Here is a 15,919-nt window from a genome sequence, read left to right as displayed (position 1 = left end):
CCCTCGTACATGCCAACCACTTCGCCCAGCGCCAGATACAAAGGCAAGCTGCATACCAAACTCATACCTCATGCTGCCTTGTTGCCTATGAGTCTGACGGTGGTATTCGGCTACATGGCGACCTTATTGTGGACATTGAAAATTTCATTGAGCAGTTCACGCACTCTGCCCGTCACTAACTTTGTCGGCTTCAGTCAGTATGAGCGACTGTTCGACAATGAGCGCTGGTTGTTGTCACTGAATAACCTGGCTATTTATGGCGTGTTGTTCATCCTAGCTTGCATCATCATTGGTTTTTTGCTTGCCGTATTCATCGACCAGAACGTCACGGGTGAAGGCGTCCTGCGCACCATCTTCCTTTACCCTTACGCCATGTCATTCGTCGCCACAGGACTGGTGTGGCAGTGGATGCTGAATCCGGGTGTGGGAATACAAGAGGGCATACGGCAACTTGGGTTCAAGGATTTCCAGTTTGACTGGATAGTCGATCAGGACATGGTGATCTATACCATCGTCATCGCCACCGTCTGGCAAGCTTCCGGCCTGGTCATGGCGATGCTGCTCGCAGGATTGCGTGGCATAGACCAGGACATCTGGAAGGCCGCCCGCATGGATGGTATACCCACCTGGCGGGTCTATCTGTCCATCATCATTCCCATGCTGGCCCCCAGTTTTGCCACTGTATTCCTGTTACTGGCAACGGCTGTCGTCAAACTCTTTGATGCGGTCGAAGCGATGACACAGGGTGGCCCCGGCACTGCCAGCGAAGTACCGGCAAAATTCATTATGGACCACTTGTTTGGCCGCGCCAACCTGTCACTCGCATCTGCCGGTGCCGTCATGATGTTACTGCCCGTGCTGGCACTGTTGATACCCTATGCGTATGCAAGAGCACGCAAGGGGAAAATATGAAGGCAAACACAAAGCGCACGTGGACACCGGCACGCGTAGGCATCTATGCCTTCCTGCTGACTGCTGCGGCATTCTTTTTGCTCCCGCTGTATATCATGCTGGTGACTTCCTTCAAGTCCATGGAGGAAATCCGCCTGGGCAATATCTTTGCCCTGCCCATGCACATGACGGTAGAGCCATGGCGGCAAGCCTGGAGCATGGCCTGTACAGGCGTGGCCTGCGAAGGCATCAGTAGCGGCTTCTGGAATTCAGTGGCGATCACTTTACCGAGTACAGTGCTGGCGATTTTCCTGGGCGCGCTGAATGGCTATGCCTTGTCGTTCTGGCGGCCACGTGGCTCACAACTACTTTTTGGTATTTTGCTGGCGGGCGCTTTCATTCCTGCGCAAGTCATGATGTTCCCGCTGGTACGGGTGCTGGCGGCCCTGAATATTTTCAGTACCCTGCCTGGCATCGTCCTGGTGCATGTGATTTTTGGCATGCCCATCATGACCCTGCTGTTCCGCAACTACTATTTGGGCATACCGCAGGAATTATTCCATGCAGCGCGCATAGACGGCGGCGGATTCTTCCGCATCTTTGTGCAATTGATGCTGCCCATGTCCCTGCCCATGATAGTCGTGGCTGCCATCATGCAAGTCACCGGAGTGTGGAACGATTACATCCTCGGCCTGGTATTTGCCGGGCGTGAACATTTACCGATGACGGCACAACTGAATAACGTCATCAATACGACGACCGGTACCAGGATGTATAACGTCAATATGGCCGCAACCATATTGACGGCCTTGCTGCCGCTGACTATCTATTTCATTTCGGGCCGCTGGTTTGTGCGTGGCATTGCCGCCGGTGCGGTCAAAGGTTAAGCTGAGTTTAAGATCAAGGGCGGGTGCATGGCATATGTAAGTCTCAAGAATCTGGGTATACAGCTGAGCGGACAAAAGATCATCGATCAACTGGATCTGGATGTGGAAGAGGGCGAATTCCTGGTCTTGCTGGGACCATCCGGTTGCGGAAAATCTACCTTGCTGCACAGCATAGCCGGGCTGATTGATATTGCCGCAGGCAGCATAGAAATCGCAGGCAAGGATGTTAGCTACGCCGAGCCGAGTGACAGGCAGATAGGCATGGTGTTTCAATCCTATGCGCTTTACCCGACCATGACGGTGGAAAAGAATATGTCTTTCGGCTTGCGCATCAATGGTATTGCCAAGCCAGAAATACAAGCCCGTATCACAAGGGTGGCAGAGATGCTGCAATTGCAGGCTCTGCTACAGCGCAAGCCAGCGCAGCTATCCGGTGGGCAAAGACAAAGGGTGGCGATAGGCCGTGCCCTGGTCAGGGAAGCCAGGGTGTTTTTGTTTGACGAACCACTATCAAACCTGGATGCCAAGTTGCGTACAGAATTGCGCCGCGAACTCAAGCTGCTGCATCAGAATCTTGGTTCCACCATGTTGTATGTGACGCACGATCAGGTGGAAGCCATGACCCTGGCCAGCCGTATAGTCGTCATGCGGGCTGGCAAGATACAGCAACTCGGTACACCGTCCGAAGTATATGAGCGACCGGCAAACCTGTTTGTGGCAGGGTTCCTGGGCGCGCCAGCCATGAACTTTATTGCCGGCAAGCTCAATGAAGATAAGCAGTTTGGTAATGAAGTGATCAACCTGGATTTATCGGCTTATGCGTCTCAGACAACATCGTCAGCGCAGGATGTGATTTTGGGTATAAGGCCAGAATATATGCAGGTGAAGGCAGATGGCGCATACAGTGGTGCGCTCAGCCTGTTGGAACCCATGGGTAATCATCAACTCTTATGGTTGTCTATGGGTAAGCAGCAGTTGTGTTTGCTGGATCATGAGAACCGGCAGTTTATTCTGGGCGAGACGGTGCGCTTTGATATCCACACCGACAGGGTTTCCCTGTTTGATGCAAAAACAGAGTCACGTTTGTGATTGAAGAAGATAATTTACGATAGTCGGGGTAAATTTTTAATATACTGGCCGGATGATAAACATGGAAAAGAATCAAGTGGCGACTATCAAGGATGTGGCCCGCCTGGCGGGTGTGGGACTGGGTACGGCTTCACGCGTCGTCAGCGGCAAAGGGTCGGTGTCTTTAAAGACGCAGGAACGTGTGCGCAAGGCGATTGCTGAGCTGGATTTTCGCCCCTCACATGCGGCACGCAGCCTGTTGTCGGGCAATTCGCAAATGATAGGTGTATATATTCCTGTACTCAAGGGTACTTTCTATATGCCCATCCTGCAGTCTATTGATACAGAATTGCGCCTGGCCGGTTTGCATATGGTGGTCGCATTCGGCGTCGGTATAGGTGATGAACGGCGGCAGGGGGTCGAAGGCATAGAGTTTTTGATGGAACGTGGTTGCGATGGTCTCATCGTCATGAGCAATGTGTTGACGGACGAAGATTTTTCTATCCTCGGCCCAAAACGTGACCGTCTGGTTGTTTTGAATCATGATTCAAAAACCATCGCTGACCAATGCTTTGCTGCTGACCATGTGCAAGGCGGTGTCATGGCTGCGCGCGCCCTGCTTGAATTCAAGCATAAACATATCGCTGTCATCGCCGGTCCATCGACCGCGCCGGATAATGTGGAACGAATTAATGGCTTCCTTGGCGAACTCAGCCATGCAGGAATTGATACAGGCAAGATGTGGATAGCCGAGAGTGATTTTTCACCCGAAGGTGGCTGGAATTGTGCCAAAGAATTATTGGAATCAGGCCGCCCCTTTACCGCCCTGTTTTGCGCGAATGATGAAATGGCACTGGGAGCCTTGTCCTTCTTCCAGCAGGCTGGCATTTCCGTACCGCATGATGTTTCCGTCATCGGTTACGATGACACCATGAGTGCCGCCTATGCTGCGCCGCCACTGACTTCGGTACATATTCCATGGCGCGATGTCACGCTCAGTGCATTGAATGAACTATTGAATCGTTGCTATGGACTTAGAAGACCAGTCACACGTGATTACCCGATCAAGGTGACCATGCGCGCCTCCCTGGCCAAACCTGTGCAGCAACGAAACAAGGCTGGCTAATGACCATGACGATTGGTTTTTAGCTTTAGAATTCAGACAAGGCAGCAGAGGAATTTGTTGAGTGTGCTTGAATCTGCCTGAATTTGTGGTGTGAAAGTCTGTTGTAGAAATAGCGCAAATAAGTTTAAAAAGAATGAATGGTTTTCTTGACTATTCATTTTTTTTATGAAATTATGGAAACCTTTCCATGCAATTAAAAGCTGATTATTATTTCACCGTATCTGAATAGCTATATCAAATATTTGTGAATGGTAGATGCTGAAATTTAAGTAATTTCAGCCTGTAGGATAGTAGAACAGCAGTGCCTCAGGATTTAAGCTTGGACTGATGCAAAGTGCACGCGGGGCATGGCTACGGGTCGCCGTAGATGTCCTGGCTAATGTCTGCAAAAGCCTGGGCATGCGGGGGGTAGCCAGCTCACCCATCTTGATCCATGGAGCAGACAGCAGTTGGTGGGGACACAGGAAAGAGTTTGCAATAAGCGCGTACAAAAATTCTGAGTAGCAAATACTCAAAATTTTTTAATCGCAATTGGAAACCTTTCCAAATAATTTTAATTTGAATCAACTTTAGATTGAGCAAGCAAAATATGAGCAAAAATCTTCTTCATGCAGTTCCGTCACTTGCTACACAGTTGCAGCGCACAGATTTTAACAGCGACTTTTTATGGGGTACTGCAACCTCTGCCTATCAGATAGAAGGCGCGGCAGCGACAGATGGCCGCGTTCCATCCATCTGGGATAGTTTTTGTGAGCAAGCAGGGACCATACGTGATGGCAGCAGTGGCGCCGTAGCCTCTGACCATTATCATCACTGGCCTGAAGATCTGGATATTGCACAAAGCCTGGGCAGCAATGCTTACCGTTTCTCCATTTCCTGGCCACGCATATTTTCCGGGCCTGGCAGCAAACCAAATCCTGAGGGGCTGGCATTCTATTCGCGTTTGGTAGATGGCATGCTGGAGCGTGGCCTGCAACCCTGGGCCACACTGTATCACTGGGATTTGCCGCAATACCTGCAAGACCAGGGCGGCTGGGCATCGCGTGATACCGTGCACGCTTTTGTTGAATTTGCCGATGTCGTCACAGAGCATCTGGGTGACAGGGTCAAGCACTGGATTACCCACAATGAGCCCTGGTGTACAGCCATGCTGGGACATGCGGACGGCATCCATGCGCCAGGCATCAAAGACTTCAAGACAGCAATCCAGGTATGCCATCATGTCTTGCTGTCGCACGGTCTGGCAACGCCGGTAATACGTGCCAATGTCGCAGATGCCAGAATAGGCCTGGCACTGAATCTCCATCCTATTTCTGCAGCCAGCGACAAGCCTGAAGACTTCGCGGCGGCCCGCTTGCACGATGGCTTGCGCAATCGCTGGTATCTCGATCCCCTGTATGGCCGTGGCTACCCTCAGGATGTCTGGCAGGCGCTGGGAGAATATGTCCCGGTGGTACACGAAGGGGATCTGCAGGCCATGGCAGTTTCCACTGATTTTCTGGGGGTGAATTTCTATTTTCCTGAAATCATAGAACACGCACCCGGCGCATCGCCATTGAATACGCGCCTGGTGGATGCGGTAGGTGTTGAGCGTACTGCCTTTGGCTGGGAAATCGCTCCAGAAGGCATGACCAGTTTGCTCAAGCGCATACAGGACGATTATCAGCCGCATGCCATGTACATCACAGAGAACGGTGCGACCTATGATGACCATCTTGATGATGATGGCCAGATCAGGGATGAATTGCGCCGCGACTATCTGATACGCCATCTGTTGGCTGTCAAGGACGCGATACGCCTGGGTTGTCAGGTCAAGGGCTACTTCCTCTGGAGTTTGCTGGATAACTTCGAATGGGCTGAAGGTTGCTCGCGCAGGTTTGGCATTGTGTATGTCGACTTCGTCACGCAAAAACGCACACTAAAACTAAGCGCGCATTGGTACCGGGATTTTTTGCTGGGAGCAGGAAAAGCAAAAGACGATACGTTTGCTGTAACTACTGCAGCGCAACAACAGCAGGCATCCTCAGTTGCCTAGCAGGCAGATGTAATCGATATGTCTGTCGCATGCAGGATATATCGGGGCGTACCACGAACACATTTTCATTGACAAACAGAAACGGGGGTAGCAATATGCATTTTCGATAAAATTGGAAACCTTCCCATTATTGAATTATCCATCCATGACTAATTCATTATGGGTAATGCAGGGCAGTGTTTTCAGCAATACATGTGCATGGCGCAAAAAGATGCCAGCCAAAACAAAAAAATACCAGTAAGACGCGCATGCAAGCCATGTGCGGACCACGGCGACCGCTAGTGAGGTTCACTACCGTCAGCCGATAACTGAAAAAATATGGGAGACATGATGTTTCATCAAATAACCAAGCGTACCCTGATAAGCCTGGCCGTAGCCAGCGCCTGCGCACAGTTGACAGCTTATACATGGGCACAAGATCAGGAAAGCAGTAAAGTCGCAGAAGTAGATAGCAAATCCAAAACAAAAAAAGCAGACGCAGATAAAAACGAAGTACAGGAAATTACCGTTACCGCAACCCGCCGCGCCACATCTTTATTAAAAACACCATTGGCAGTGACTGCCTTCAGCCAGGAAAAACTGACCAAGCAAGGCATTAATAATCTGGCAGGTATCTCCGGCGAATTGCCGAATGTGCAAATGGATGGACAGGCCAATGACTCTGCCGTCAAGATCACCATACGCGGCATTACTGCCACCAACTTCACCGAGATCGGTGACCCTTCTGCCGGCTTGCATATAGATGGCCTGTATTCGCCGCGTCCACAAGGTGCACAAGCGCTGATGTTTGATCTTGACCAGGTAGAAGTATTACGCGGTCCGCAAGGTACTTTGTTTGGCCGCAATTCAACCGCAGGCAGTATCAATATCATACCGGCCAAACCGGAATTTGGTTCTACCTATGGCAGTGCTTCTCTGGAAACTGGCAGCCTGAACTTGCGCAACCTGAATGTCATACAGAATATTGCAGTGAATGACAACCTGGCCCTGCGTGCTACTTTGATGAAGGTGACACGGGACAGTCCGTTCAACCAGATGCAGGACTTCTCGGAAGCGAATATTCCGGCATTGGGCTGGAAGCCGGACGGCATACCTGATGTGACCCAGCGTTTCAACAGCAAGGTATCCAAGGCTGATGGCTATAATAACCAGAACCAGTGGGCAGGACGTTTGGCTGCCAGACTGAAGGTCAACAATGACCTGGAATGGCAACTTGCCTATGAACATTTCCAGGACTCTGGTGCTGGCTATATAGGCATGCGTGATTGTGATCAGTCTGCCGGTACGCGCTGGGCTTGTGTGCGTGGTCAGTACGATGTGCTCATCAATGTACCGGGCAAAGTCGATATGACTATTGATACTGTTCGATCCAAGGCTATTTGGAACATGAACAAGAACACGACGCTGGAATACGGCTTTGTGTATGCGAACCAGAAACGCAGCCAGCTGCATGATGATGATGGTGGCGTCTCGCCCTATGCTTTTGAAGTCACTGGCCGCAATCCGGTAGACGGTAACTGGTCAGTCTGGCCTATCTCGGATAACCTCACGCGTACCCTGAATTCCAAATACCTCTCTACCGTGAATGAGCTGCAACTGAAGCAGAGTTTTGATAACTGGCAGTATGTGGCTGGCGCATTCTGGATGCATGAAAAGAATGCCATCAACTTTGGCCAGGAACAGATGCACTATGGCCCCAACAATATCCCTATCAGCCAGTTCTACGCGCAGCCTGACCGTCAAATCGATTCCAAGGCCCTGTTCGCACAGGCGGACTGGAAATTCACTCCGGTCTGGACAGCTACGGTGGGCGCACGCTACACACGTGATACCAAGACCGACGTAGGTGGTATGAATTATGGTGGCAATAGCTGGGGTGGCCAAAGCTATGGCTACTACAACGGCATGTTTGATTATGGTACCCCAGGTACTGACAGTTACCGTACCCCAAATGGCAACCAGATCACGCCGCAAATGGGTTCCCTCGGTGGTGCAGCCGCCTATGCGGGTTATGGTCCCGGCACCAATAATGACCATAGCGACAGCTGGAGTAAAGGCACCTATCGTCTCGGTCTGCAAGCGCAGTTGACGCCAAGCGATATGGTGTACGCGGCTTTGGCCACTGGCTATAAATCCGGCGGCTTTGGTGACCGTACCAACAAGTGCGGCCAGACTACCTGCGTGTATGGTGACAATAAAAAAGAACAGATAACCTACTTGACCTATAAGCCAGAAACTGTCACCAATTTTGAATTGGGTTACAAAGGCAAATTGCTGGATAACCGTCTGGCCTTGTCCGTCGTCCTGTTTGCCATGCAGTATAAAGACATGCAGCAAACCGGCAGCAACTTCCTGGCCAAGGTCACGACGCCAGACAACCTGCCTTGCCCGTCATGGGCACCGACTTGTGACGTGGCAACTGCGTGGCAGACAGTCAATGTTGCCAAAGTCAATTTGTCAGGTATAGAAACCGAGTGGGATTATCGTCCATGGCCGGGTGCCAAACTGGGGGGCTTCTTCAGTTACCTGAAAAGCGTGATCCATGATTATGATTCCTATGATGATGGATATGCCTGTGACCAGCGCGCAGAGTTTGGTGCAGTTCCCTGTCCGGCAGTTTATCTGGGTACTGATGACAGATTGCGTGGCCGCCGTGCTTACAATCTGGAAGGCAACCAAATGCCGAATGCGCCTAAATTTACTTTTGGCATGAATTTCTCGCAAGAGTTTGCATTCGACAATGGTTATACTCTGACACCATGGATAGGCATGCGTTGGCAAGACAAGGTGTATTTCGACCTGCGCAATTTTGACAATGCCCATATTGGTCTGACACAGAAAGCCTATGCCAAGGGCGATGTGTCGCTGAAACTGGTAGCGCCGAATGACAAATGGTTTGCTGAAGCTTATATACGCAATTTCACCGACGCCAAAGCCAAGACCAATGGCTGGAATGCAGGTGGCGGCAAAATGGGCGCCAGCTATATAGACCAGCGTTCTTTTGGTGTACGTGTAGGTGTAAGTTATTGATGTAGGCCTGACAGCATGGCCTGTATTTGCAGGCCATGCTGTTGTCGACAGGGATCAGTTCCATATGAAAAAATACCTTACTCTTGCTTGCCTGTTTTTTTTGTGTGCCTGCGGTGGTAGCGCTACCCAGGTTGCAGTCCCCGTGCTCGAACCCAGCGTTACCACGCAAGTCAGTAGCCCGGTCTGGGAATTGGTCTGGCAAGATGAATTTGACGGAAGCACGCTTGATCACCGCAAATGGCAAGAAGAAACCGGTGGCGATGGCTGGGGTAATCATGAATTGCAGTTCTATACCAGTCGCACAGAGAACTTGCGTCTCGCCGATGGCAAACTGATCATCGAAGCACGCAAAGAAAATTATTCAGGCCGCGAATATACCTCAGCCCGCATCAAGACTGCTGGCTTGCAGGAAACAGCTTATGGCCGCTTTGAAGCCCGTATAAAAATCCCCGCAGGCCAGGGCACCTGGCCTGCCTTCTGGATGCTGGGTAATAACATAGGCACCGCAGGCTGGCCCAATTGCGGCGAGATAGACATCATGGAAAACATAGGCAGAGAGCCTGCCACCATACATGGCACGGTGCACGGCCCCGGCTATTCAGGTGCGCAGGGTAATGGCAAGCCATACAGCCTGGCCAGTGGCAAATTCGCCGATGACTATCACATCTATGCCGTTGAATGGGAAGCCGCAGAAATACGCTGGTATGTGGACGGCATTCAATATCACACAGTCCACCCTGATCAGTTGGCGGGCAAGTGGGTGTTTGATCATCCGCATTTCCTTATTCTGAATCTGGCCACAGGTGGTGACTGGCCAGGCGCACCCGATGCCAGCACGGCGTTCCCGCAACAGATGCTGGTGGATTATGTGCGTGTATTCAAGCGCAAATCGTAAACGCAAAACAGGCGTAAAAATTAGTATGTGGTTCAGCAGTAAAAAGCAGGCAGTATCCGTTTATCCAGAGACAAAGTGGATCAGATGATTCACTAACGATAAAGAGTAAAAACATGAAATTAAAGACAGGCGTACTTGGACTAGGCTCAGCCCTGATGCTGGCTTACAGCGCGGGAAATATCAGCTTGGCTGCGACTGGCAATTCGCAGCAATTTGGCCCTGGCAATATGCCTGCCAATAACCTCTCAGCCTGGCCGCAGGTTCAGAGTACCATCAGCAAGGACCCCGCAATTGAAGCCAAGGTCGCTGCGATTGTCGCAAGCATGACGCTGGAACAAAAAATAGGCCAGATGACACAGCCTGAAATCAAGTCCATCACGCCGGAGGATGTCCGTCGCTATTACCTGGGTTCTGTCCTGAATGGTGGTGGCAGCTGGCCAGACCGCAATAACAAGCGCGGCACGGCGGCTGACTGGGTTACGCTGGCGGATAAATATTATGAAGCATCGATGGCGACTGACATGGCCGTCAAAGTGCCTGTGGTCTGGGGTATCGATGCCATACACGGCAATAGCAACGTCTACGGCGCAACCCTGTTCCCGCACAATATCGGCCTGGGCGCTGCCCACAACCCGCAACTGGCGGCGCAGATAGGTCGCTCCATGGGCAAGTCTGTGCGCGCCACAGGCATTGCCTGGGTATTCGGCCCTACGTTGGCGGTAGTGCGTGATGACAGATGGGGGCGTACTTATGAAAGCTTTTCTGAAGATGGCGCACTGGTGCGCCAGTATGCCGGTGAATATGTAAAAGGCTTGCAGGGCTCATTCATGGAGGATGGCAATGTGATTGCCACTGCCAAGCACTTCATGGGTGATGGCGGTACGGACCAGGGCAAGGACAGGGGTGTCAACCTGTCCACCAATACGCAGATGCTCAATGTGCATGCGCAAGGCTATATGACCGCGCTGGCAGCAGGCGCGCAAACCGTGATGGCCTCTTACAATAGCTGGAACGATAAAACCTCAGGCGCCAACTACGGCAAGATGCATGGCAGCAAGGCCCTGCTGACAGATGTGCTCAAAACAAAAATGGGCTTCGATGGTTTCATCGTCACCGACTGGGATGGTATAGGTGAAGTACCTGGCTGCCGCAACGACAGTTGCCCACAAGCGATTAATGCCGGTATTGATATGGTCATGGTACCGGATGTCTGGAAGGCTTTCATCAGCAACACCATCGCCCAGGTCAAGTCTGGCGAAATACCCATGAGCAGGATAGATGATGCAGTGACGCGCATCATACGCGTCAAGTTACGGGCAGGCTTGTTCGGTAAAAAGCCATCTGAAAATACCTATGCAGGCAAACAGGATGCCTTGCAAGACCGTGAGCTGGCCAGGCAGGCCGTGCGTGAATCCCTGGTCTTGTTGAAGAACGATGGAGCGACTTTGCCACTGACACGCAACAAAAAAATCCTGGTAGTTGGCAAGACTGCGGATGATATCTCCAATCAGACTGGTGGCTGGTCGCTGACCTGGCAAGGTACGGACAATAAAAATGCAGACTTCCCGAATGCTGATTCCATACTGACGGGCATCAAGGCAGCCGTGGGTGATGCCAATGTTGAGTTCAGTGCAGATGCCAGGGGTGTGGATCTCAGCCGCTTTGATGCCGTGATAGCCGTCATCGGTGAAACACCGTATGCAGAAATGTATGGCGACATCGGCCCCGCTGGTACTTTGCGTCATAGTGGCCGCTACCCTGAAGACCTGGCGGTGTTGCAGGCAGTAGCAGGTAAGGGTAAACCTGTAGTGACGCTGTTTGTCTCTGGCCGCCCGTTGTATGTGAATGACTTGTTGAATCTGTCTGACAGTTTTGTCGCCGCCTGGTTGCCGGGATCGGAAGGCAAGGGCGTAGCCGATGTCTTGTTCCGTGCCGCTGACGGCAAAGTGGCGCATGACTTCAAGGGCACGCTGTCATTCTCATGGCCAAAATCAGTGTGCCAGACCAGCCTGAATTTTGATGAGGCTAACTATTCGCCTCTGTTCAAGCTTGGCTATGGACTCAACTATTCCAGCAAGACAAAAATTGGAAAGCTCGATAGTAAATATCCTTCCGGTGGTTGCGGTGTGACGAATGCTTATCCGGTATTCAATCAGACTGACCGTGCAACTTATCCTCTGTATGTCGTCAGCGGTAATGAACAGCAGGCGGTAGGGGCGGATCTGAACCGCGTATTGAATATGCCCGGCATCAGCGTCCAGACTGCGCAGGTCAATAGCCAGCAAGATGCCAAGCTGGTCAGCTGGAGCGGTGCCGCACGCATGGAAGCCCGTGCTGCGCAAGGCAAAGCCATACCTGCCTTTGCCAGCAAGGATGGCGCATTGAGCTTTGACACCATCGTTGCAACTGCACCTGCAGGCACAGTCAGCCTGTCCATGCACTGTGGTGGCAACAGCCGCAGCCATTGCAGTGCCAGTGTGGATGTGACTGAAGCCTTCAAACGCCTGGCTGGCAAGAAAGAAAAGCAGACCATCAAAGTCCCCCTGTCCTGTTTCACTGCGAAAGGCGTCAAGCTTAATAGTGTGGATGTTCCGTTCAGCGTCAGCAGCACAGCCGCTTTCAGTGCCGCCTTCACGAATATACAAATCGTCGGTGGTGCGGCAAAAGACCAGGACACCTTGAACTGCGCAGAGTTGAAATGATGTTCAGTCAGAAGACCAACCAGACTTACCCGCGCCTGCTGGCCGATATAGGTGGCACCAATGCACGTTTTGCGCTGGAAACCGCAGAGCGTCAGTTTGAGGCGATCAGCGTGCTGGCCTGCATTGATTACCCCAGTCTGCCGGGTGCGATTAAAAGCTATCTCGCCAGCACTACAGTCAGGCAAGTGCAGATCAGACATGATGCAAGAATAGCGCACGCTGCTATTGCGATCGCCAACCCCATTGATGGTGACAACGTTCGCATGACGAATCATCACTGGAGTTTTTCCATTTCTGCCGTGCGTGAGCAACTGGACTTCAGCAGCCTGCTGGTCATCAATGACTTCACTGCGCTTGCCATGGCCTTGCCTTATCTCGATGCCAGCCAGTTGCAGAAAATTGGTGGTGGCGCTGATGTACCGGGTTCGGCTATCGGCCTGATAGGTGCTGGTACGGGGCTGGGTGTATCCGGCATTATCCCCGCAGGTAATTCCTGGGCAGCCTTGTCCAGTGAAGGCGGGCATGCCAGCTTTGCGCCAGTAAGCCGGGAAGAAATGCGCATACTCGAATCACTGTGGCAACAATATGAGCATGTCTCGGCAGAGCGCCTGTTGTCGGGCAAGGGGCTGGAATTGATCTGTGCTGCCATCTCTGGCAAGACCCTGGATGCAGCAGATATCACGCGCCGTGCACTGGATGGCAGTTGCGCAGACTGCCTGCGCACGGTAGAGCATTTCTGCGCCATCCTCGGCAGCATGGCCGGTAATGTTGCGCTGACTCTTGGCGCAACGGGCGGCATGTATATAGGTGGTGGCATAGTCCCCAGGCTGGGGCCTTTGTTTGCTGCATCGGCATTCCGTCAGCGCTTTGAAGCCAAGGGGCGGCTCAGCAGTTTTCTGGCGCAGATACCAACTTACCTGATCACTGAAGAATATCCGGCCTTCCTGGGTGTGTCAGCCATGCTGGCTGATCATCTGGGCAAGCAGGAAAAAAATTAACTACAAGGAGCTATATCTTGGAAACTTCACTACCGACAACTGCTGCCGTGACGTCTGATGGCAATGCCAGAAGCCAGACCAGTTCTCTCGTCATCGTGACGATTTTGTTTTTCATGTGGGGGTTTCTGACCTCACTCAATGATGTGCTGATCCCGCATCTGAAATCGATTTACACCCTCAGCTATGTGCAGGCGACACTGGTGCAGTTTTGTTTTTTTGGCGCTTACTTTATTGTCTCAATACCGGCTGGCATGCTGATCAGGAAAATTGGCTATCAACATGGCGCGGTGACTGGCCTGGTGATTGCTGCCATTGGTTGTGCCATGTTTTATCCTGCTTCCATGGGCAGCTACGCGCTGTTCCTGCTGGCATTTTTTGTTCTGGCTTCCGGTATCACGGTTTTGCAGGTGGCGGCCAATCCCTATGTCACTGTACTGGGTGAAGCAAAGACTGCATCCAGTCGCCTGACTTTGACGCAAGCCTTCAATTCCCTGGGCACCACAGTAGCTCCTGTACTTGGCGGCATATTGATTTTATCTGGTGCTGCACTGACAGCAGTAGAGATCAATCAGTTGCCAGCGGCAGAACAAGTCACGTATCGTGCCAGCGCCGGTGCTGCAGTGCAAATGCCCTACCTGATGCTGGCGGGGGCATTGCTGTTGCTGGCTGTCTTGTTTGCTTTTGCAAGGCTGCCCAAAATTACTCACGCAGAAGACAGCGATACGACAGTCAGCACCGGTAGAGCATCGGTATTGTCGCATGGTCATCTGGTCATGGGGGCCATCGGTATTTTCCTGTATGTGGGTGGTGAGGTCAGCATAGGCAGCTTCCTCATCAATTTCCTGGGTGAGGCAGATGTAGGTGGCTTGACACCGGCAGTCGCCGCTCACTATGTCGGTTTTTATTGGGGCGGTGCCATGGTAGGCCGCTTCATCGGTTTTGCCGTCATGCGCAAGGTCAGTCCTGGCAAGACCCTGGCATTTAATTCGGCTGCCGCCATCATCCTGATACTCACTGCCATCTATAGTCATGGTTCGTTCGCGATGTGGGCGATACTGGCGGTGGGTCTGTGCAATTCCATCATGTTCCCGACCATCTTCAGCATGGCCCTGAACAAGCTTGGGCCATTGACGGGGCAGGGTTCAGGTATTTTGTGCATGGCTATCGTCGGCGGTGCCCTCGTCCCTTTCCTGCAAGGCTACCTTGCCGACAGCATAGGCCTGCACGTGTCTTTCTATGTGCCTGCAGCCTGCTATACCTTCATCCTGTATTTCGGCATACGTTATGCAGGCATGTACTCGACCAAATAAACTGGATTAATTTTTTCTTCGTTACAGGAGATTGCGGGAGCTATATGCTCCCGTTTTTTTTTTTGCGTGAAGTATGTTTATGAACAATAATGAGCGCTCTCCATACGCAAGCCGACGGCAAAGAAATGACTACAACAAAAAAAGAACCCTGGGCGACACTGGCAGGTATCTCGGCTTTTCTTGGTGGCTTGTTGCACATCATTGCCTTGCTCGGTGGCGCAGACTGGATCCACTTTTTCCATGCACCACCCTCGGTAGTCGAGTCAGCCCGTCAAGGCACCTGGCTTGCTCCGGTCAGCACTTTGCTGATCACTGCCTTGATGTGGTTATGCAGCCTGTATGCTTTTTCAGCGGCTGGTTTTGTGCACCGCCTGCCATTGCTGCGCACAGGTTTGTTTGTGGTCGCTTTTATCTGCGTAGTGCGTGGTCTGATCTTTTTCCCCCTGATCATGATTAACCCTGCATGGTTGAAGCGGCTGGATACTTTTGAAATAGTCGCTTCCGTGATCTGGCTGGCGATAGGCATATTCTTCGCGTTGGGCTTGCGTGCTGTATGGAAACGCACATACTGAGGTTTTTCAGCCCATCGTCAATTTCCCCTTGAGCGCAAGTTCATGCTTGTATGACATGGGTATCATTTTTCATGATACCCATATTTTAATTCCATATTTTCCACAAAGACGTATTCCACCTACACTGTGAACACAGCAGATTTCAAAGGAAGTCGAAGAAGCGCTGCAGCGAAATTTCGAAAGCTTCTTTTGATGTCTCTTTGATTCGACCAGCTTGGTCTCAAGCACCTTCGTAGCATATCTGACGTTGGCAGATGTGATACAGATAGCGTCTTGATATCGAATTTTGTGTCGAATTCGAATAAAATGGTAGTTATCACTACCAACGCAACGAGAGCCTATCTCTGATACCTCGCTATAGGCTCTGAGCAAAATTGTGTCTTACCGGATGCAACGCATGCTCTT

11 protein-coding genes are annotated in these 15,919 nt (G+C 51.6%); all 11 read left to right on the top strand.

The window, feature by feature from the left end; all coding sequences use genetic code 11:
- Positions 1–9: 9 nt before the first annotated feature.
- Entirely contained in the window at positions 10–912 is a 903-nt protein-coding gene (locus tag AC3WQT_RS10245) for a carbohydrate ABC transporter permease (protein WP_492703774.1), read from the top strand.
- Positions 909–1,778 (top strand): carbohydrate ABC transporter permease, encoded by an 870-nt coding sequence (locus AC3WQT_RS10240; RefSeq protein ID WP_492703773.1) that lies wholly within the window; start codon positions 909–911, stop codon positions 1,776–1,778. Before AC3WQT_RS10245 ends, AC3WQT_RS10240 begins: the two co-directional genes overlap by 4 nt.
- Before the next feature lie 27 nt (positions 1,779–1,805).
- Complete coding sequence (locus AC3WQT_RS10235; protein ID WP_492703772.1) at positions 1,806–2,867, top strand: ABC transporter ATP-binding protein; 1,062 nt, start codon at positions 1,806–1,808, stop codon at positions 2,865–2,867.
- Between the two features lie 76 nt (positions 2,868–2,943).
- Positions 2,944–3,972: a LacI family DNA-binding transcriptional regulator gene (locus tag AC3WQT_RS10230; RefSeq protein WP_492704147.1), complete on the top strand. Its 1,029-nt coding sequence runs from the start codon at positions 2,944–2,946 to the stop codon at positions 3,970–3,972.
- A gap of 589 nt (positions 3,973–4,561) precedes the next feature.
- Entirely contained in the window at positions 4,562–6,007 is a 1,446-nt protein-coding gene (locus AC3WQT_RS10225; protein ID WP_492703771.1) for a GH1 family beta-glucosidase, read from the top strand.
- A 330-nt stretch (positions 6,008–6,337) separates the two neighbouring features.
- Positions 6,338–9,037, top strand: a complete 2,700-nt coding sequence (locus AC3WQT_RS10220; protein WP_492703770.1) for a TonB-dependent receptor — start codon at positions 6,338–6,340, stop codon at positions 9,035–9,037.
- Positions 9,038–9,101: 64 nt separating this feature from the next.
- Positions 9,102–9,932: a glycoside hydrolase family 16 protein gene (locus AC3WQT_RS10215; RefSeq protein ID WP_492703769.1), complete on the top strand. Its 831-nt coding sequence runs from the start codon at positions 9,102–9,104 to the stop codon at positions 9,930–9,932.
- Positions 9,933–10,045: 113 nt separating this feature from the next.
- Complete coding sequence (locus tag AC3WQT_RS10210) at positions 10,046–12,634, top strand: glycoside hydrolase family 3 protein (RefSeq protein ID WP_492703768.1); 2,589 nt, start codon at positions 10,046–10,048, stop codon at positions 12,632–12,634.
- Positions 12,631–13,632: a glucokinase gene (locus AC3WQT_RS10205; RefSeq protein WP_492703767.1), complete on the top strand. Its 1,002-nt coding sequence runs from the start codon at positions 12,631–12,633 to the stop codon at positions 13,630–13,632. The genes AC3WQT_RS10210 and AC3WQT_RS10205 overlap by 4 nt, the downstream gene beginning before the upstream one ends.
- A 47-nt stretch (positions 13,633–13,679) precedes the next feature.
- Positions 13,680–14,942 (top strand): sugar MFS transporter, encoded by a 1,263-nt coding sequence (locus tag AC3WQT_RS10200; RefSeq protein ID WP_492704145.1) that lies wholly within the window; start codon positions 13,680–13,682, stop codon positions 14,940–14,942.
- Between the two features lie 89 nt (positions 14,943–15,031).
- Positions 15,032–15,514, top strand: a complete 483-nt coding sequence (locus AC3WQT_RS10195; protein WP_492703766.1) for a hypothetical protein — start codon at positions 15,032–15,034, stop codon at positions 15,512–15,514.
- Positions 15,515–15,919: the final 405 nt, after the last annotated feature.

Source organism: Undibacterium sp. FW305-107, from assembly GCF_058788535.1.
The sequence above is the reverse complement of the archived record's forward strand: the minus strand, read 5'-3'. Positions and strand labels throughout refer to the sequence as shown.